Genomic DNA, 19275 nt, shown 5'->3' on the forward strand with positions numbered 1-19275 from the left:
TTCCTCCTCGTGAGGTCAGGCGAGTCGCAGCAGGGCGGCGGCGTTGCCGCCGCGTACCGCGTCGAACTGGGTCTCGGGCAGTCGTGCGGCGCGCAGCGCGCCGACCGGATCCTCGGATCCCATGTCGAAGGGGAAGTCCGAGCCGAGCAGGACCCGGTCCCCTCCCGCGACCTCGATCAGTGAGCCCAGCACCCGCGGGTCGTGGACGAGGGAGTCGAAGTAGATCCGCCTGAGGTAGCTGCTGGGCAGGTGCGCGCACCCCGCGCCCGCGTCGGAGCGTGCCGACCAGGCGTGGTCGGACCGGCCGATGTGCGTGGGTAGGTAACCGCCGCCGTGGGCGGCGATCAGCTTCAGGCTGGGGTGCCTGTCCAGGACCCCGGAGAAGATCAGGTGGGAGAGGGCCACGGCGTTCTCGGTGGGCTGGCCGACGGTGTTGGACAGATACCACTGGTCCAGACGCTCGTCGAGCGTGCACCCGAAGGGATGCAGGAAGAGAATCGCACCCGTCTTCTGGGCCCGTGACCAGAACGGCTCGTACGCCGGGTCGGACAGCTCGCGCCCCGGTGCGTGGCTGGAGATCTCCACGCCGGCCAGCCCCTGGCCGAGGGCGTGGTCGAGGGCACGCACCATGAGATCAGGGTGCTGGAGAGGTACGAGTCCCAGCCCGCGCAGCCGGTCCGGAGCTTGTGCGCAGTGTGCGGTGGTGGCCTCGTTGGCGAGCCGGTAGACCTTCTCGGCCGTGTCGCGGTCCGCCCAGTAGTGGTAGTGAGAGGGGGAGGGGCTGACCAGTTGGACGTCGACACCCTGGGCGTCCATCGCCGTGAGGCGTGCGGTGACGTCGGTCATCTTCGGGATGCGTGCGCGGACCATGGGGCCGCTGACGGCAAGGGCGGCGTGGCCGTTGCGTCGGGCGTCCAGCTCCCTGGCCTCGGCGTGCGCGGGCATACCGGCGACGAGGGCCTCGATCTCGGGGAGCAGGACGTGTGCGTGGACGTCCACGGTCGGGGATGTCACGGCAACTCCCGGAGGATTGTCATGGTGCGGCCCATCAGGCCGGGTACGTCGGCGTCGCGGACTCCGTCGAGCTGCCACTGTCCGATCTGGACGGATGCCTCCACGACCGGCTGGACGCGGGTGATGCGGCGCTCGTAGTACGCCTGGAGCAGTGCGTCGTCCCAGGTGCCGGCCTCGGTCAGCATCTGGGCGAGGACCCAGGCGTCCTCCAGGGACAGGGCGGCGCCCTGGGCGAGGGTGGGCGGGCAGCAGTGCGCGGCGTCGCCGATGAGCACGATGCGGCCGCGGTGCCAGGAGCCCTCGACGAGCATGCGGTCGAACCAGGTGTAGTTGACCTGCGCGGCGTCGGTGATGTGCTCCGTGATCTCCGGCCAGAATCCGCCGTACGCGGAGGTCAGCCGGCGCATCTCGTCGGCGTAGGTCTCCGGCGGGATGGATGCCCGGTCGCGGTTGGCCTCGACGACGTATGCGTAGAGCGTGGTGTCGCTGGTGGGGCAGTAGCCGGCGATGTAGGCCGGGCCGCCGTAAGCGAGGTCGGTGCGGGTGAGCCCAGCTGGGCGGGGGGCGGCGATGCGCCAGATGGCCATGCCGGTCGGCTCAGGCTTCGCGGTGATACCGATCGCGGCGCGGGTGGCGGAGCCGAGGCCGTCGGCGGCGATCACCAGGCCGTAGCGGCCCTCGGAGCCGTCGCTGAAGCGCACGGTGACGCCGTCGTCGTCCTGGTCGAAGTCAGTGGCCCTGGCGCCCAGGCGCACGTGGGCTCCGCTCGCGCGCACCGCGTCGATGAGGATCTGCTGCAGCTGGGGGCGCTGCATGCCGACGGTGGCCGGCAGGTCGTCGCCTCCGCTGCGGATGTCGTCCTGGGCGTGCAGGACGGTGCCGTCGGGGGCGGTGATGCCCACCGAGCCGAACCCGTAGCCCGATGCCTGCACCTGCTCCCACACGCCCAGTTCACGCAGTACGCGCAGGGCGTTGCCCTGGAGGGTGATGCCGGAACCCGCGGTGGCGTTCCAGTCGTCCTTCGCTTCGATCAGGTCCACGTCGAGGCCGGCGCGGCGCAGCAGGATGGTGATCGCGTTGCCGGCCGCGCCGCCGCCGATCACGAGGACCGTACGGTCGTTTCTCATGGGGAACTCCCTTGTTCCGATGATTACTTGACGGCAATCGGGTTGACCGGGCTGCCGACCGCGCCGGTGATCGGCAAGGGGGCGGCGGTGAGCCAGAAGTCGTACACGCCGTCCGCCGCGCAGTCCTCGGCGAGCGCGTCCGGATCCCACATCTCCCCGATGAGCAGGCCCATGTTGGGGATGGCGACCTGGTGGAGCGGCTGGAAGGCGTGCTCGAACTCGTTGGGCCGGACCTCGAAGCCCCAGGTGTCGGTGGCGATCGCGGCGATCTCCGTGCTGTGCAGCCAGCCTGCCGCGGTGAAGGACAGGCCAGGAGCTGGTCCGCCGGCGTACTCGCCCCAGCCGTCGCGGCGGACCCGGGCGAGCTGTCCGGTGCGCACCAGGACGATGTCGCCGCGGCCCACACTCACGCCCTGGGCGTCTGCCGTGGCCGTCAGGTGCTCCGCGGTGATCGGGAACCCGTCGGGCAGTTCGCCGTTCTCACCGATGACCCGGCCGACGTCGAGGAGCACTCCGCGGCCTGCGACGTGCGGCGCCATGTGCTCGATGCCGGTGACCAGGTCGCCTTCGGAGGTGACGACCTTCTCCGCCGGGCGCCCGTTCCACGCCTTGCCGTGGTCGAAGATGTGACCGAGCCCGTCCCACTGGGTGGAGCACTGCAGCGGCATCGCGATGACGTCGTCGGCGCCGCCGATGCCGTGCGGGAAGCCCTGTCCGGTGAGGACGGCGTCGGTGCCGGTGTCGAGCATCGTGTGCACGGGGTTGGTGCGCCGGCGCCAGCCCTTCTGCGGGCCGTCCATGTCGAAGCGCTGGGAGAGGGAGAAGCTGACACCCCGACGGATCAGGGCGGCCCCCTCGCGGCGCTTGGCCTCGTCGAGGAAGTTCAGGGTGCCGAGCACATCGTCCTCGCCCCAGCGGCCCCAGTTGCTGTACGTCTTGGCGGCCGCAGCGATCGAGCCCTCGGGGTCAGTGCGGTCGAGGCTCACGATGTCTCCTCCGCGACGCAACGGGTGCGCTGGACGCCGAGCCCGGTGACCGTGCCCTCCATGACGTCTCCGTCACGCAACAGTCGGCCCCAGTGCATGCCGTTCCCGGCCGGACTGCCCGTCAGCACCACGTCACCGGGAAGGAGCCGTGCAGTCTGCGAGACGTAGGCCACCACCCGCGCGACGTTGAAGATCATGTCCTTGGTGGACTCGTCCTGCATCGTCTCGCCGTTCAGCTTCAGCGTCACCTGAAGGTCGTCCGGGTCGGCGACCGACGCGGCAGGCACGATCCAGGGGCCGAGCGGGGTGAAACCGGGGGCGTTCTTGCTGCGCAGCCAGTCCGTGCCGATCTGCGGCATGTCCCGGCGGAAGACCGTGGTGCGATCGGTGAGGTCGTTGGCGATCGTGTAGCCGGCGACGTGGTCCAGTGCCTCCTCGGCGGACAGCTGGTAGGCGGGCCGGCCGATGACGGCGGCCAACTCCAGCTCCCAGTCCGGCTTCTCGGCCCACGGGGGGAGCACTACGTCGTCATACGGACCGGTGATCGCGCTCGGCAGCCCGATGAACACATACGGCAGGTCCTCGGCCGCCCGGCGGTCCATGATCTCCGCCGCCTCCGCGCGCCGCTCCTCCTCGGAACGGGTGTCATTCGGGGCGCGGTGCGCGACGTGCAGGTCGATGACGTGCTGCCGGTAGTTCGCACCCGACTGGAAGATCTGGCGGGGCTCGACGGGGGCGTGCACCTGGTAGTCCGCCAGCGGCTTTCGCTGCTGTCCGCCGTCCTCGGCCAGCGCTTCCAGCCGGGGGAGGGCGGCCTCCCAGTTCTCAAGAAGGCTCCGGATGGCCAACCGGTCGTCGTCGAATGCGGCTCGCAGTTCGACCACCTGGGCGTCGGGTGTGACGAGTGCGGGGAACGCGGGTCCGTTCGGGGCGGAGAGCGTGGCGAGGGCGAACGGTCCGGCGAAGAGCGCGGACGAGGGTGCAGGTTTCACAGACGTGTCCTCCTGATTGCGATGTGACTAATCTGAACCTGCCACTGGCAATCATGGAAATCGATTCTGTGGATCACAGTCATCCATTGAGTTTATTCGCGCTGGTCGGCGCCTTATCGGAAAGGGAACGCCCGTGAACCTGTCCCGTCTGGACCTCAACCTCGTCGTCGCGCTGCGTTCTCTGCTGGAGGAGCGCAACGTCACGCGCGCCGGACAGCGCGTCGGGCTCAGTCAACCGGCCATGAGTGCCGCCCTGGCCCGACTGCGCCGCCACTTCGACGACGACTTGCTCGCCCGGGTCGGCGGCCACTACGAACTCACAGCGCTCGGGCAGGTTCTCCTCGACCGCACCGCGACCGCCTATGACGTGCTGGAGCGCCTGTTCGCCAGTCAGGCCGACTTCGACCCGGTGAGTGAGAGCCGCGAGTTCAAGCTGATCGCCTCCGACTACGCCGTCGCCGTGTTCGGTACCGAGCTCGCCCGGGTCGTGCATGAGGAGGCTCCCGGCATCCGTCTGCGCTTCACCCAGCCCCCGACCACCATCGTCGATGACACGGCCACGCTACTGAGTACCACCGACGGCCTGCTCATGCCGCACGGAGTCGTCAGCGACTTCCCCGCCACCGACCTCTACCAGGACAGGTGGGTCTTCCTCGTCGCCAATGATCACCCGAGTGTGGAGGACCGGCTCACCCGCCAGGACCTGGCCCGGCTGCCATGGGTCACTTACCAGCGCACCTACGACGCCCCGGCCGTACGGCAACTCGGCATGCTCGGCGTCGAACCGCGCGTGGAAGTCTCCGTCGACAGCTTCCAACTGCTGCCGCTGCTGGTTGCCGGCACCCGGCGCATCGCCCTGATCCAGGCCCGCCTCGCCCGCCTGATGACGCCCCTCGCTGCCGTGCGGGTACTGGAACCGCCCTACGAAGCGGTGCCGCTGCGAGAGGCAATGTGGTGGCACCCCGTCCACACGCACGACGCCGCACACATCTGGCTACGCGAAACGGCGGCCCGGGTCGGCCGACGCATGGCCGATGAGCACGACACGCCACAGCCGTCCTGACAGGCGGCGGGAGCGGACGACCCGGACCGGCGGTATCCGCCCAGTGGATCCGGGGCATCCGAAAATCGGATCGCGGCAGGGCTGGGCAGGCCACCTGGGGGGCCGCATAGTCGTGGCACATCCCTATGCCGTGCGCCGACGTCTTCGACCGACGGATCTTTTGCCACGCGCATCTCCCGTCCCGCCTCCCGCTCTGGAGTGCCGCCATGCCCGCTTCCGTTACCCCGCCCTCCGACGCCCACGACTTCCCGGATACGCAGGGGAAACTGCCCGCTGCTCTCCTCATGGCCGGCAGTTGCCTGCCTGTTCTGGGCGCCGTGCTGCTCGCACCGGTCCTGCCTCGCATGCAGGAGCACTTCGAGGGCGTCGCCGGCAGCGAGGCCCTGGTGCCCCTGGTGCTGACCGTTCCCGCGCTGTCGCTGGCCCTGCTGGCTCCCTTTGCCGGTGTGGTCGTCGACCGTCTCGGCCGCAAGCGCCTGCTGATCGTAGCGACGGTCCTGTACACGTTGTTCGGCACAGTTCCGTTGTGGGTGGACTCGCTGTACGGCATTCTCGCCAGCCGCGTGCTGGTGGGTGTGGCCGAGGCGGCGATCATGACCGCTTGCACGACGCTGATCGGTGACTACTACACGGGACGCGTCCGCAACCGCTACCTCGCGCTGCAGACCATGTGCGCCTCAGCATCCGCCACCGTCTTCTTCGTGCTCGGAGGGGCCCTTGGAGGAGCCGGCTGGCAGGCGCCGTTCTGGATGTACGGAATCGGACTGTTCCTCGCTCCCGCCATGGCTCGCGTACTGCCGGCACCACTGGCTTCATCGGCGAGAGAGATCGAGCCGAACGCCTCCACGGCGGACAAGCGGCCCTTTCCGATACGCCGTATGGCCGGCCTTTGCCTACTGACCGCATTCGGTGCTGTCGTCTTCTACACCGTGCCTGTGGAGATGTCCTTTCTCCTCGATGGCCTGGGCGTCGACTCCACCGGCGGCATCGGTGCCGTCACCGCGGTCGCGAGCGCGGCCACCGTCCTCGGTTCGGTGCTCTTTACCCGCCTCACCGGCCGACCACGGCACCGTTTGCCCATTGTCTTCCTGCTGTGTGCAGCTGGGTTCCTCCTGATGGCGATGAGCGACAGCCTTCCCCTGCTGATCGTCGGTGCCGTGGTGAACTGCGTGGGCACCGGCCTGCTGCTGCCGTCCCTCCTGACGCTGGCCATGTCCCGTCTAGATTTCGCCGACCGGGGACGCGGCACCGGGTTGTGGACCTCGGCGTTCTTCCTGGGCGAGTTTGCCTGCCCGCTGATCCTCCTCGGAGGCAAGGAAGCTCTCGGAGACCTGAGCTCGGCCGTCGGAGCGCTCGGCCTGGCCACCCTGCTTCTCGCGGGTGCGCCCCTTCTCCTCGCCCACCGGACGCCGGCCGCTGCCCCGCTGCACCATGTTCCCGAACAGCCCTGACCACCTAGGTCACCGCGCCGGCGCTGCCAGGGTGGATCGGCGCACGACCAGTTCCGGCTGCAGTACGACGTGGGCATGTCCGTGAACGGCGTGGTGCGCCGTGTCCTCGATGAGCAGGCGGCCGGCCTGCCGCCCCATGGCGACGACCGGCCGCCGCACCGTGGTCAGCGGCACGACGGCGGACGCTGCGAAGTCGAGGTCGCCGTAGCCGACCAACGCCATGTCGCCGGGCACCCTCAGTCCGGCCTCGTACAGGGCCTGCATCACTCCGAGAGCGAGCAGGTCGTCTGCGCAGAACACGGCGGTCGGCCGGTCCGCCATGCCGAGGATGCGCTGACCGGCGTCCTTGCCCGCGCCCACCGTCAGGGCTGGGCACGAGAGCTCATGCAGGGAGTCCGAGGCGAGCCCGGCCCGGATGATGGCACGGCGTGCACCTGTGCGCCGGTCCCGTATCGGCGCGAGCTCGTAGGGACCGCCGACGTGCACAACGGACCGGTGCCCTTGCTCGAGCAGGTGCCGGACTGCCGCGTAACCCCCGGCGACATCATCGATTCCCACGGAGCACGCAGCCGGTTCGAGCGCGTATTGGTCGGCCATGACGAAGGGCAGTGCATGCCGACGCAACGCAGCCGCGGTTCGGACTGCTCCGTCGCCCGAAATCAGCACGGCTCCGCGGATCCGGTGCGCGGCGATCAGGGCGAGGTGCCGACCGTCCTCCGCCTCGCGGGTGCCGGTGCACACCATGACGCCGAGGTCGGCCTCGCGTGCGGCCTGCTCGACGCCGGTGGCCAGCGCCGTGAAATACGGATCCGCCCCGTTCAGCCCCAGGACGGCGATGACACGGGAGGCCAGACCGTCCACCTGCTGTGCACCTTGGGCGCGTACGTATCCGATCGAGCCGATCACGTCGAGGACGCGCTTGCGGGTGGCCTCGGCGACGACCTCCGGGTGGTTGAGGACGTTCGAGACGGTGCCGAGCGACACACCGGCCTCGCGCGCAACGTCCTTGACACCCACCTTGCGAGGCGCCCTGCCGTCTCGAGCCGTCCTTGTGTCCAGCCCATGTGCCGGTGTGTTCACGAGAGGAATGGTTGTGGGCAGCTGGTGGGCCATGGTTCAAGGGCTCACGGGGGCTGCGGTGGTGCTGCGCTGCACGAGGCGTGGGGTCATCGTCGTCTGCATGGACCGGTCCCGCCTGCCCTCCACGCGCTCGATGAGCATGCGGGCGGCGGTGGAGCCCATGGTGTGTCCCGCCTGATCGACGCTGCTGAGCTGGACGGTGGCCAGGGCAGCGAGAGCGGTGTTGTTGTAGCCGACGAGCGAGAGGTCCTCGGGGATGCGAAGGCCCAGTTCGTGGGCCGCCCGGTAGATGCCCAGGGCTGCGACATCGGCACCTGCCATGACGGCGGTCGGCGGTCGTTCCATGGTCAGCAGGGTCATTCCGGCCTTGAAGCCGCCCTCGTCGGAGTACGCGGCGTGGTGAACCCGCACGTGCTCGGTGAGGCCGTGCCGTTCCATGGCCGCGCGGTAGCCGCCCGCGAGGACGACCTCCGGTGTGCGCTTCCACTGATTGGCCTTGGTACCGGGGGCCGCGACGAGGGCGATGTCCCGGTGTCCGAGTGCCACCAGATGGTCCACCACCAGGCCCGCGCCGATGTCGTCCGCGTCGACCACCGAGTCATGGGTGTCGGTTGCGTCGTGGTGACCGATGACGACGGTCGGCGTGGACGCCGCCGTTGCCAGCACCTCGGCGCGCGAGGTGCCCGGAGCGATGAGGATCAAGCCGTCCATCTGGCGGTCGACCATGGAACGGATGGTCTTCGCCTGTTCGTCCGGGTCGAAGCCGGCCGCGCCGATCAGCACGGTGTACTCGCTGGTGCGGAGCTCCTCCTGGATCCCGTCGAGGATGTCCGCGAAGAAGGCGTTACGGACGTTGTCCAGGAGCACGCCGATCGTGTACGTCCGCCCACGCATCCCGCGTGCCGCCGCCTGCGGCCGGTAGGCCAGGTCGGCCATGGCCGCCCGCACCTTCTCCTGCATGCCGGGGCTCACGCCATAGGCGTTGCGCAGCACCTTGGAGACCGCGGCGACGGACACGCCGGCGTGCCGGGCGACGTCGGTGATGGTCACGCGCTTGTTCTGCTTGGGTTCGGCCCCGCCCATCGCCAGTACTCCAGATTTCGTAGGTTTGAGTGTAACGGTCTACATAATGACCGCTGGATGACCGCAAGGCTACAGGTTCGGGACTCGGTGTTACGGCTCTGTGTCTTGACGGATAACTGTGAGCGGTGCAGGGTGTTGCCCACTTCGTTGTGGAGAACGTTACACACAACTTTCTGTGCGGTCGGACTCGATTCCTTTCCTCAGCGCCGCTCGTCGTTTCCCGCCCCTCTCTCAAAGACCTCCGGGAGTCTCCATGTCCCTTCGCATGCCCCACGCCCGTCGTGCGCGTCTGAGCCTGTTCACGGCCGCCACCGCCTCACTGGCCCTGGTCACCACCGCCTGCGGCGGTAGCGGCTCCGGTTCCTCGGCCGCACCCAAAGAGTTCAGCTACCTGAGCGTCACCGAGAACACCACCGTGAAGACCGCCCTGACCACCATGTCCAAGGGCGCGTGCAAGGCGGCGAACGACGCTCTGCCGTTGAAGGTGGAGACCGTGCCGCAGACAAGCCTCGATCAGAAGCTGCAGCTGCTGGCCGGCCAGGATGCGCTGCCGGTGCAGTTCGCCGCGGGCAACGCCCCCGCGCTCACTCAGCAGTTGGCGAAGTCGGGCAAGGTGGCCGACCTGGAGAAGGAGCTCAAGTCTCGCGGCGTTCTCGACCAACTGGAGCCGGCCGCCGTCTCCACCATCAAGGCGCTCTACGGCGGCAAGCTCCAGGTGCTGCCGTACGAGTACAACATCGAGGGCATCTTCTACAACAAGAAGCTCTTCCAGGAGAACGCCATAGCCATTCCGGGAACCTGGGACGAGTTGGTGGCTGCCGCGGCGAAGCTGGACGCCAAGAAGGTTCAGCCGTTCTCCGCATCCGGCCAGCAGGGGTGGCCCATCACCCGCCTGCTGAGCACCTACCTGTACCGCAGCCTGGGGCCCGACGCCCTCCAGAAGGTGGCCGACGGCACGGCGAAGCTGACCGACCCGGAGTACGTGAAGGCCGCCGAGGAGATCGCCGGCCTCGGCAAGAAGGGCTACTTCGGCAAGGGCGTCGGTTCCATCGACTACGACACCGCGATGAACCAGTTCCTCAACGGCAAGGCCGCCATGTTCTACATGGGCAACTGGGCACTGGCGAACATCTCGGACGAGAAGCAGAACAAGGTCGGCGCGCAGAACGTCGGCTTCATGCCCTTCCCCGCCGTGTCCGGCGGCAAGGGGGCTATCGACCAGTACCCCTCCAACGTCGGCCTCGGCATCACCCTTGGCGCGAAGTCCTTCGACGAGAAGGCCAGTGACTGGGTCTCCTGCATCGCCAAGAACTACGGCAGCACCGCGCTCAAGGACCACGGTTCCATCTCCGGTTTCAAGGTGAACACCGAGGTGATGGACGCCAACGACGTCACCACGCAGGTGCGCAGGACGATCAGTGAGTCGAAGCAGAACGTCCTGTGGTTCGAGGCCCTGTTCAGCACCAAGGCCACCACCGTCAGCCAGACCAACGCGGCCGGCCTGGTCACCGGGAGCATGAAGCCCGAGGCGTTCATGCAGACCGTCCAGGACGCGCTGACCGCCAAGTGACCCACCGGGGGCGGCCGGGGCCTCCCCGCGCTGACCGCCCCCGGTTTCGTCCCGACGGTCTCTTCAACGGAAACGAAGTGGACACCATCCATGCACCGCGTACTCGGTGACCGCAGGGCCATCGCGATCCTGCTCGGCCCCGCCCTTCTCGTCTACTCACTGATCATGCTGGTCCCCATCGTGTGGTCCCTCGGGTACTCCTTCACCAAGGGCAACACCATCGAGGGATTCACCGGCAACGGGGTCGCCAACTTCTCCCGGCTGTTCGACGACCCGGCCGTCCGCGACGCCCTGTGGTTCACCCTCAAATACGCGGCGCTCGTCACGGTCGGCCAGGTTGTCGCCGGCTACCTCCTGGCCCTGCTGTACGTCTTCTTCCTCAAGAAGTCCTCCGCGCTGATCCGCACGCTGGCCTTCTTCCCGGTGGTGCTGCCCACAGTCGCGGTGGGCCTGCTCTTCCAGAAGTTCTTCCAGGTCGCCCCGCAGACAGGCCCGGTCAATTCGCTGCTCAACGCGGTCGGACTCGACTCCATCGACTTCTTCGGCAGCGCCGGGAGTGCGTTCTGGGTCCTGATCGTCATGGACATCTGGCGCTCCATGGGCTTCTACGCCGTACTGCTCTTCGCCGGCCTGGTCGACATCCCCGACGAAGTCCTCGAATCGGCGCGTCTGGACGGAGCGTCGGGGCTGCGGCTGATCCGGCACATCGTGCTGCCGCTGTCCCTGCCCGTACTGATGTCGTCGCTGATCTTCAGCATCAACGGGACGCTCAAGGTGTTCGACTCCGTCGTCGCCCTCACCAACGGCGGGCCGGGCAGCGGCACCACCCCATTGACCCTGTACATGTTCCAGACGTCGTTCACCTACAGCGACTACGGCTACGGCAGCACCATCGCCCTGCTGCTGACCGTGGTGTGCCTGCTGGTGAGCCTGGCCGTCTACCGCGTCTCACGGCGCGACATCACGGAGGGCTGAACTCATGGCCATCGACACACCGGTGAAGACCTCCGCAGGCCGCTGGGGCAGAGGACCGTCCACTGCCGCCGGTCCGGCCCGGCGGGCCCGGGCACCACGCCGGCTGTGGGTGAAGATCGTCGTCACCCTGCTGCTGGTCGTCGAGATCTACCCACTGATCTGGATGCTCCTGACGTCTCTGAAGTCCAACGACGACTACCTCAACAACTCCACCTGGAGCCTGCCCACCACGTGGGAGTGGGGCAACTACACCGAGGCATGGACCACCGGCCATCTCGGGCTGTACGTCCAGAACAGCGTCCTCGCCGTCCTGCCCGCCCTGGCGCTCATGCTGCTCCTGGGCACGGCCGCGGGATTCGCCCTGCAGATCATGGTGTGGAAGGGCCGCAGCCTCACGCTGCTGGTCTTCCTCGCAGGCATGATGGTGCCCCCGCAGATGATCCTCCTGCCGCTGTTCACCGTGTACTTCCAGACCGGCCTGTCCGGCACGCTGTGGCCTTTGATTCTCACCTACACCGGCACGGGCCTGCCCCTGACCGTCTTCATGATGGCCACGTACTACCGGACCGTTCCCCGCGAACTTTTCGAAGCGGCCACCATCGATGGCGCAGGCATCCTGCGCGCCTTCTGGACCATCAGCGTGCCCATGGTCCGCAACGCCCTGCTCACCGTCGGCCTGGTGCAGTTCTTCTTCATCTGGAACGACCTGCTCATCGCGCTGACCTTCACCAACAACCAGGACCTGCGCACCATCCAGGTCGGTCTGCTCAACTTCACCGGTGACTTCGGTGCCACACAGTACGGGCCCCTGTTCGCCGCGATCTGCATCAACGTCTTCGGCACGCTCCTGATCTACCTCTTCCTCAACCAGAAGGTCATGAAGGGCCTGACCTCGGGAGCGGTCAAGGGCTGAGCCCGGCTGCCCGCAGCCCGCTCGCCCTGCTCCCGCGCACGTGAAGAAAGGCTTTCCTTGCTCCCCCCTCAGCCCCGCCCGGTGTCCTTCGAACACCTTCCGGACGGCCTCGGCATCGGCGTCCCCACCCCCCGTCTGACGTGGACCCTGCCGGCAGGCAGCGGGCCCCAGGAGGCGTACGAACTCGAAGTCGCCCGCACCGGCCGCACCGACCGCACCGGTCGCATCGCCGCACGAGACCAGGTACTCGTGGCCTGGCCGGGTGATCCGCTGAACTCCCGCGAACGTGCGACCGTCCGCGTCCGCCTCTGGACGACGGGGGCGAGCGACCCCTCGCGCTGGAGCCCCCCGAGCGTGGTCGAGGCGGGCCTGCTCGACGTCGCCGACTGGCAGGCAGTCCCGGTGGGCGCCGCCTGGGCCGAGGACCCCGAGGCTGCCCGCCGCCCGGCCCGCGTCCGCAAGGGCTTCCGGACTGACCGGCCGGTGGCACACGCCCGTCTCTACATCACCGCACACGGCCTGTACGAGGCCGAGATCAACGGACGCCGTGTCGGCGACGACACCCTGGCTCCGGGCTGGACCGTCTACCCGCACCGTCTGCGCTACCGCACGCACGACGTCACCAGCCACCTCGCCGAAGGCGCAAACACCATCGGCGCATGGCTCGGCGACGGCTGGTACCGCGGCAAGTACGGCTTCGACGGCGGCACCCGCAACATCTACGGCACCGACCAATCCCTCATCGCCCAGCTGGAGGTGACGTATGACGACGGCACCACGGTCACGATCGCCACGGACCGGACCTGGAGCGCCGCGCCCGGACCGATCCTGACCAGCGGGCTGTACGAGGGCGAGACGTTCGACGCCCGACTGCACGATCCCGACTGGGCCACCCCGTCCGGCGCCGCCGCGGGGAAGTGGACGCCTGTCCGTACCGGCAGTCGCGACATGGGCACTCTCGTCGCCCCGCAGGGGCCCCCGGTGCGCTGCACCGAGGAGATCGCCCCCGTCACCGTCACCCGCACCGGCGATGACCGTCATCTGCTCGACTTCGGCCAGAACCTGGTGGGCCGACTCCGAGTCACCCTTGACGGCCCGGCCGGCACCGCCGTCACCCTCCGGCACGCCGAGGTCCTGGAGAAGGGGGAACTGGCCACACGACCGTTGCGCGAGGCATACGCCGAGGACACTCTGATCCTCTCCGGACGGGGACCTCTCACCTGGGAACCACGCTTCACTCTGCACGGCTTCCGCTACGCAGAAGTCAGCGGCTGGGCGGCAGACCTGACCGCCGAGATGGTGACCGCCCGCGTGTACCACACGGACATGCGGCGCACCGGGTGGTTCGAGTGCAGCGACCCGCTGGTCAACCGGCTGCACGAGAACGTCGTGTGGAGCATGCGCGGCAACTTCGTGGACATCCCCACCGACTGCCCACAGCGCGACGAGCGCCTCGGCTGGACCGGTGACATCCAAGTCTTCGCCCCCACCGCGAGCTACCTGTACGACTGCTCCGGCATGCTCGACTCCTGGCTCACCGATGTCGGCCTGGAGCAACTGCCCGACGGCACCATCCCCTGGTACGTACCCGTCATCCCCGGCGAGCCGATGTGGACGCCGATCCACCCGGGTGCCGCCTGGGGGGACGTGGCCACGCTCACACCCTGGACGCTCTACCAGCGCTTCGGGGACCTGGACCTCCTGCGCCGGCACTACCCCATGGCCAAGGCATGGGTCGACCTCGTGGACGGCCTGGCCGGCCCGACCCGCCTATGGGACACGGGCTTCCAGCTGGGGGACTGGCTCGACCCGGCCGCACCACCCGACGATCCGGCCGCGGGCCGAACCGACCGCTACCTCGTCGCTACCGCCTACTTCGCCCACTCCGCCCGCCACCTCGCCCTGGCAGCAGCCGCGTTGGGAGACGGCACGGACGCCCAGCGCTACGGCGCCCTGGCCGACGAGGTGGCCGATGCCTTCCGCCGCCGGTACCTGCTCCCCTCGGGACACATGACGAGCGACAGCCCCACCGCCTACGCCGTCGCGCTCTCCTTCGACCTGCTGACCCCGCAGCAGAGACAGCCGGCCGGGGACCGCCTGGCCCAATTGGTCGTCGACGACGGCGCCCGCATCGCCACCGGCTTCGTCGGCACCCCCCTGATCTGCGACGCCCTCACGGACACCGGGCACCTCGACATCGCCTACCGACTGCTCCTGCAGACCCAGTGCCCCTCCTGGTTGTACACCGTGACCATGGGCGCCACGACGATCTGGGAGCGCTGGGACAGCCTCCGTCCCGACGGCACCCTCAACCCCGGGGGCATGACCTCCTTCAACCACTACGCCCTCGGCGCTGTCGCCGACTGGCTCCACCGCGTGGTCGGCGGAATCACCGCCGCCGCACCGGGCTACCGAAAGATCGTCTTCCGGCCGCGTCCGGGGGGCGGCATCATGTGGGCCCGCACCCGTCACGAGACCCCGTACGGCACGGCGTCCCTTTCGTGGGAGCAGACCCCCGAGGGCCTGACAGCCCACATCGCCGTACCGGAGGGGTGCGAGGCAATCGCAGAACTGCCCGGCTGCACGCCGATCGCCCTGGGGCCGGGCGAGCACGTCCTCGACACTGCTGAACTCGCGGTGAAGGTCGCCTGAACGCGTAATAGCTCGTCAGCTTCAGCAATCCGGCGCGCGCTCGAACGTGCCGGCTTTGCTGTTTCCGAGCTCGTCGAACTCTTCCCTAATCCACCCTATGGATGGCATCTATCCGTAGGGTGGATTAGGGAGTCCATGCGATTCAATTGAAAATTCAAATCGATTTCAAGAGAAAGGATTTCGTCTGTCCGGGGGTGAGATCTTTGAGGTAAGTGCTTCACGAGGGTTGACCTGAAAGGTTGAGAGGTAATAGTTTCCATTTCGTTGGCTGAAGCATTTCGCGAGCCCATCCCTATCGGCATCCCCACTTCGACAGACTGGGGTCGGCTGAGCACCTGACTGCTCGGCCGACCTCGCCCCCTGGCGCCCCTTGGAAAGCTGGTGCCATCGCTCGGGAACCGCTGGGACAAAAGATTCATTGCCCGCTACCTGTCACGCGTTGTTCGCAAGGATCAGGCGAGGTGTATGCGGACTGGCAAGTGCGGCACCTGTATCCGGCGCGCGCCCAATCTCAAGGAACTGGTCGAACGCCAGGAGGTCGGCACCATCGCACCCTTCACGGATCCACTGGAACTCAACCCACAGCCCCAGCAGAATTAGGTCGCCCGGATCCAGAAACTGCTCTCCGGTCGCACCGCACTGATATCGACGGTGCAGCGCCCGAACAGACCTATCAGGATGGATAGGCCGCCGGTGCACGCGCGCCGAAGCGCGGCCCGGATCGCCCCCGATTCCCTCATGTGCAGCACCCCGCTGCATTGCGCTCACCAGGCGCTTTTTTGTCCTGCCCGATTCCTCATGGAAGAGCCGCCATGAATCGTCGAACGTTTCTCTCAGCCGCCGTCTTCACCGCCCTGGCCTCCGGCATCGCACCGGCCGTCGCCGCGTCACGCCGCTCCGCGGCCCCGGACACCAGGGCCGTCGCCCTCCTGTCCAGGATGACCGTCGCGCAGAAGGAGGCCCTCATCCGCTGCGACTTCGCCGCCCTGAGTTCTCTCGGCATACCAGCCCTGACGATGGTGGACGCCTCGGCCGGACTGCGCGGGGAGACCGGCGTGACGGCGTTTCCCGTGCCCCTCGCACAGGCCGCGACCTTCGACACCGAACTGGCCGGGCAGCTCGGGCAGGCACTGGGCTCCGAGGGGCGCGCCAAGGGCTACAACAACCTGCTGGGCCCCACCGTCGACACCGCCCGCACCTGGCACTTCGGCCGGCAGGCCGAAAGTATGGGGGAGGACCCCTACCTGTCCGGCACGCTGGGCGCAGCGCTCACCCGGCGCATCCAGGAGCAGCATGTCGTGGCCACCCTCAAGCACTTCAGTGCCTATACCCAGGAAGTCAACCGCTTCTTCGTCGACGCCCAAATCTCCGACCGCGCGCTGCACGAGATCTACCACGCCGCTTTCGAGCGCATCATCGAGGCCGTGCCCGTCACCTCGGTCATGATGGCCTACCCCAAGATCAACGGCACGTTCGCCACCCAGAGCCCCGCCCTCTTCAACGACCTCAAGCAGACCATCGGCCTCCAGGGCTACACCGTTCCCGACTTCTGGGCCGGCGACGACCCGGTTGGAGCTGTCAAGGCAGGTATGGACCTCGGCGGACTGGGCCCGGGCGGCGTCAAGATTCCCGCCGGCGGCCTCACGGACGGCAGCGTCCCCACCTCCCGCTTGGACGACGCAGCCCTCCGCATCCTCAACACCATGTTCGTCAACGGCCTCTTCGACCACCCCCTACCGGTGCCCGCAGCGAACGTCAGCACCCAGGAGCACCAGGACCTCGCCCACAATCTCGCCGTCAACTCGACCGTCCTGCTCACCAACCGCAGCCAGACGCTCCCGCTGACCTCCGCCATCAAGTCACTGGCGGTGATCGGAGCGGCCGACACCACCGCCTTGACCGGTGTATCCGGTTCCACCTATGTGAACCCCGGGACCTGGTCCACTCCGCTGGCGGCGATCAAGAACCGGGCAGGTGCCGCGGTCACCGTCACCTACCGGCCAGGATCCGTCGGAGACCTCCCCCTCACCCCCGTCCCGGCCACGGTGCTGCGCACCTCCTCCGGTGCAGCAGGGCTGACAGGCAGCTTCTATGCCGGAGCCCAGCCGACCGGCACACCCGTCGCCACACAGATCAGTGCCGGCATTGACTTCACCAGTGCCCCCGTGGCGGATCTCCCCGCAGTTTGGTCTGCTCGCTGGAGCGGCACCCTCACACCGAGCACCACAGGTCTGCACCGCTTCTCGCTGCTGCCCGCAGGCACCACCAAGCTCATCATCAACGGGAAGACGGTTATCGCCGGCTCGCGTCACAGCCGGCAGTTCTTCCTCGGTCCGTACGACTACCCGCTCCAGGGCGCCATCGACCTCACAGCCGGGCAGGCGGTGAGCATCAGCGTCGAATACACCAACAGCACCGCCGACACCGGCACCAGCGGCCTGACCCTCGGCTGGCAGCCGAAGTCCCTCATACCGGATGCAGTCGCCGCAGCACGGGCCAGCGATGCCGCGGTCGTCGTTGTCAACCGGGTCGCGGGAGAGGACATGGACCACGGCTCCCTCGACCTGCCGGGAGACCAGAACAAGCTCATCGCCGACGTCGCCGCAGCCAACCCCCGCACCATCGTCGTCCTGAACACCGACGGTCCCGTCGCCATGCCGTGGATCAACGACGTCGAAGCCGTGGTCCAGCTCTGGTACGCCGGACGCGCCACCGGAACCGCCCTCGCCGCCATCCTTTTCGGAGACGCCGACCCCTCAGGCCGTCTACCGGTCACCTTCCCCGCTTCCGCGTCCCAGGGACCAGGCGCGACACCTGACACCTACCCCGGCAACGGCCCCGCCGTCTCCCACAGCGAAGGTCACCTGGTCGGCTACCGCTACTACGACGCGAAGAACCAGAGCCCGCTCTTCCCCTTCGGCCACGGCCTCTCCTACACCACCTTCAACCTCGGCTCCCTGGAAACGTCCTACAGCACAGGCAGTAAAACGCTCACCGCAGCCGTCACCCTGACCAACTCCGGAACCCGCGAAGGCACCGAAGTCATGCAGCTCTACGCGGGGCTGCCTGCCGGCGCCCAGGCCGAGCCACGGCGACTGATCGGCTTCCGCAAGGTCACGCTCGTTCCCGGCGCAAGCACTCGGGTCACCTTCAGCGTTTCTGCCCGCGACCTGTCGGTGTGGACTGCTGGCGCCTGGAAGCTCACCCCCGGCTCCTACACCATCCACGCCGGCCGGTCCTCACGCAGCTTGTCTGTACAGCGCCTTGTCACCGTCAGCTGAGCCGATCGAATTTCGCCGAGGGGTGCCACAGAGCGTCACCTTCTGCCCAAGGTGTGCCACGGAGTCGTCGGGTCGTTGTTCCGGGGACTGTCCTAAAAAACCGAGGCGATGATCCGCCTCGCGAAGATCGACCTGATGAGCCGCAGGCTCACACGAAAGTCGACTCCGACTGGAAAGACTCATAGCCGCCGGGCCACATTGACCCGCGCGTCCTCACCTCTCATAGCCAGCGGCCAACAATGACACCCGCCGCCTCCCGGCATGCGCCACAGGCGTTCCCTCGCTGCGGCAGCCACCCGTAATCAGACGGCGACATGCCGGCTTGCTGGACTCCGCACAGCGTCCTGTCGAAGATGCCGAAGGCGTGGGAAACATGGAGGGGAAGGCCGTCCGCGACGGCCCTTTCCCAGCGCATCTCCACGGGCAAATACGGCGGTCGCGCCACCTCGAACCACTCGCTGCCCACATGGGTGGAGGCGTGGCACCAGGAACAGGACCAGATCTCCTCGTCCCACACAGTGGGCAGCTCCGGCCACCGCCACATCGCCCGTCCACACACATCGCACTCCACAAGCGGATCCTCACACGCCTCCGGGCATGACCTCAATCCGCTGACATTGGGCGACTTACCAAACACCCCGGACGGGATAGAACGCTCTTTTAGGCGACCTGGTTCGGCCGGGTCGACGGGTCCGGCACCGCCGCAGCTTATGTCGTCGCCACCCCTGCAGAGCCACGCAATGGCGGCATGATCCGCAACCGCAGAACCCAGCTCTGGCCTGCCCTGCCACAGCCTTCTGCGGCACGCGGCGGTGCGGAACACAGACCAAGAGCGCCGGTTAGCCAAACCGGCGATCGTGACGACCATGGGAGTTGCTCGCGTTCGGCGCGGCTAGCACCGCGACGTTCAGGGGAGGCGGCGTTTCTCCACGCGGTGGTTCCTTGCTGAGTTTCTGGCTCTGCGAGCGGTTCCAAGCCCTCAAGGAAGGTCAAAGTGAACCGTTCCGGGTTCGGTAGAGACCTCAGATTGTGGTTGTGACCTGGTGTTTCGTGGTCACGAGGTAGTAGTTGGTCTCGTATTCGACGGG

14 protein-coding genes are annotated in these 19275 nt (G+C 67.9%); 8 read left to right on the forward strand and 6 right to left on the reverse strand.

Annotation, left to right across the window (positions count from 1 at the left end; translation table 11 throughout):
* Positions 1–15 precede the first annotated feature (15 nt).
* The 4 genes from ACIBJG_RS35960 to ACIBJG_RS35975 are packed head-to-tail and all read right to left on the reverse strand — an operon-like array spanning position 16 to position 4119.
* Positions 16–1014, reverse strand: a complete 999-nt coding sequence (locus tag ACIBJG_RS35960; protein ID WP_399314159.1) for an amidohydrolase family protein — start codon at positions 1012–1014, stop codon at positions 16–18.
* The gene (locus ACIBJG_RS35965) at positions 1011–2141 is read right to left on the reverse strand and encodes an FAD-dependent oxidoreductase (RefSeq protein WP_399314161.1); all 1131 of its coding nucleotides are present in this window, start codon (positions 2139–2141) and stop codon (positions 1011–1013) included. Before ACIBJG_RS35965 ends, ACIBJG_RS35960 begins: the two co-directional genes overlap by 4 nt.
* 23 nt (positions 2142–2164) lie before the next feature.
* Positions 2165–3127 (reverse strand): cyclase family protein, encoded by a 963-nt coding sequence (locus ACIBJG_RS35970; protein ID WP_399314163.1) that lies wholly within the window; start codon positions 3125–3127, stop codon positions 2165–2167.
* Entirely contained in the window at positions 3124–4119 is a 996-nt protein-coding gene (locus ACIBJG_RS35975; protein ID WP_399314165.1) for a fumarylacetoacetate hydrolase family protein, read from the reverse strand. Before ACIBJG_RS35975 ends, ACIBJG_RS35970 begins: the two co-directional genes overlap by 4 nt.
* A gap of 133 nt (positions 4120–4252) precedes the next feature.
* Here ACIBJG_RS35975 and ACIBJG_RS35980 point away from each other — a divergent pair, with 133 nt between their 5' ends.
* Together ACIBJG_RS35980 and ACIBJG_RS35985 are read left to right on the forward strand one after the other, a co-directional pair.
* Positions 4253–5182, forward strand: coding sequence for a LysR family transcriptional regulator (locus ACIBJG_RS35980; protein ID WP_399314167.1), 930 nt, complete (start codon positions 4253–4255; stop codon positions 5180–5182).
* Between the two features lie 206 nt (positions 5183–5388).
* Complete coding sequence (locus tag ACIBJG_RS35985; RefSeq protein ID WP_399314169.1) at positions 5389–6633, forward strand: MFS transporter; 1245 nt, start codon at positions 5389–5391, stop codon at positions 6631–6633.
* Positions 6634–6642: 9 nt separating this feature from the next.
* Here the strand turns inward: ACIBJG_RS35985 and ACIBJG_RS35990 are convergent, their stop codons facing one another.
* Positions 6643–7650 carry a LacI family DNA-binding transcriptional regulator gene (locus ACIBJG_RS35990; RefSeq protein ID WP_399314171.1) on the reverse strand — a complete coding sequence of 336 codons (1008 nt, stop codon included), beginning with the start codon at positions 7648–7650 and terminating at the stop codon, positions 6643–6645.
* 99 nt (positions 7651–7749) lie between these two features.
* Positions 7750–8796 carry a LacI family DNA-binding transcriptional regulator gene (locus ACIBJG_RS35995; RefSeq protein ID WP_399314173.1) on the reverse strand — a complete coding sequence of 349 codons (1047 nt, stop codon included), beginning with the start codon at positions 8794–8796 and terminating at the stop codon, positions 7750–7752.
* Positions 8797–9049: 253 nt separating this feature from the next.
* On the opposite strand from ACIBJG_RS35995, the gene ACIBJG_RS36000 reads away from it, so the two are divergent.
* From ACIBJG_RS36000 to ACIBJG_RS36025, 6 genes are all read left to right on the forward strand, one after another.
* Positions 9050–10366: an ABC transporter substrate-binding protein gene (locus ACIBJG_RS36000; RefSeq protein WP_399314175.1), complete on the forward strand. Its 1317-nt coding sequence runs from the start codon at positions 9050–9052 to the stop codon at positions 10364–10366.
* Positions 10367–10456: 90 nt separating this feature from the next.
* Positions 10457–11341 (forward strand): sugar ABC transporter permease, encoded by an 885-nt coding sequence (locus ACIBJG_RS36005; RefSeq protein WP_362554511.1) that lies wholly within the window; start codon positions 10457–10459, stop codon positions 11339–11341.
* Between the two features lie 4 nt (positions 11342–11345).
* Positions 11346–12254, forward strand: coding sequence for a carbohydrate ABC transporter permease (locus ACIBJG_RS36010; protein ID WP_399314177.1), 909 nt, complete (start codon positions 11346–11348; stop codon positions 12252–12254).
* Positions 12255–12335: 81 nt separating this feature from the next.
* Positions 12336–14906, forward strand: coding sequence for a family 78 glycoside hydrolase catalytic domain (locus tag ACIBJG_RS36015; protein WP_399314179.1), 2571 nt, complete (start codon positions 12336–12338; stop codon positions 14904–14906).
* Positions 14907–15371: 465 nt separating this feature from the next.
* Positions 15372–15506, forward strand: a complete 135-nt coding sequence (locus ACIBJG_RS36020; RefSeq protein ID WP_399314181.1) for a hypothetical protein — start codon at positions 15372–15374, stop codon at positions 15504–15506.
* Positions 15507–15718: 212 nt separating this feature from the next.
* Positions 15719–18187 (forward strand): glycoside hydrolase family 3 protein, encoded by a 2469-nt coding sequence (locus ACIBJG_RS36025; RefSeq protein ID WP_399314183.1) that lies wholly within the window; start codon positions 15719–15721, stop codon positions 18185–18187.
* Positions 18188–19275: the final 1088 nt, after the last annotated feature.

The organism is Streptomyces sp. NPDC050422 (genome assembly GCF_044458665.1).
In the GTDB taxonomy this organism is placed as follows: domain Bacteria; phylum Actinomycetota; class Actinomycetes; order Streptomycetales; family Streptomycetaceae; genus Streptomyces.

What these genes read in the sequence shown, in the direction of transcription:
- ACIBJG_RS35965 (WP_399314161.1), bottom strand. Translation starts at nt 2,141, where the DNA reads ATGAGAAACGACCGTACGGTCCTCGTGATCGGCGGCGGCGCGGCCGGC.
- ACIBJG_RS35985 (WP_399314169.1), top strand. Translation starts at nt 5,389, where the DNA reads ATGCCCGCTTCCGTTACCCCGCCCTCCGACGCCCACGACTTCCCGGAT.
- ACIBJG_RS35995 (WP_399314173.1), bottom strand. Translation starts at nt 8,796, where the DNA reads ATGGGCGGGGCCGAACCCAAGCAGAACAAGCGCGTGACCATCACCGAC.
- ACIBJG_RS36000 (WP_399314175.1), top strand. Translation starts at nt 9,050, where the DNA reads ATGTCCCTTCGCATGCCCCACGCCCGTCGTGCGCGTCTGAGCCTGTTC.
- ACIBJG_RS36005 (WP_362554511.1), top strand. Translation starts at nt 10,457, where the DNA reads ATGCACCGCGTACTCGGTGACCGCAGGGCCATCGCGATCCTGCTCGGC.
- ACIBJG_RS36010 (WP_399314177.1), top strand. Translation starts at nt 11,346, where the DNA reads ATGGCCATCGACACACCGGTGAAGACCTCCGCAGGCCGCTGGGGCAGA.
- ACIBJG_RS36020 (WP_399314181.1), top strand. Translation starts at nt 15,372, where the DNA reads ATGCGGACTGGCAAGTGCGGCACCTGTATCCGGCGCGCGCCCAATCTC.
- ACIBJG_RS36025 (WP_399314183.1), top strand. Translation starts at nt 15,719, where the DNA reads ATGAATCGTCGAACGTTTCTCTCAGCCGCCGTCTTCACCGCCCTGGCC.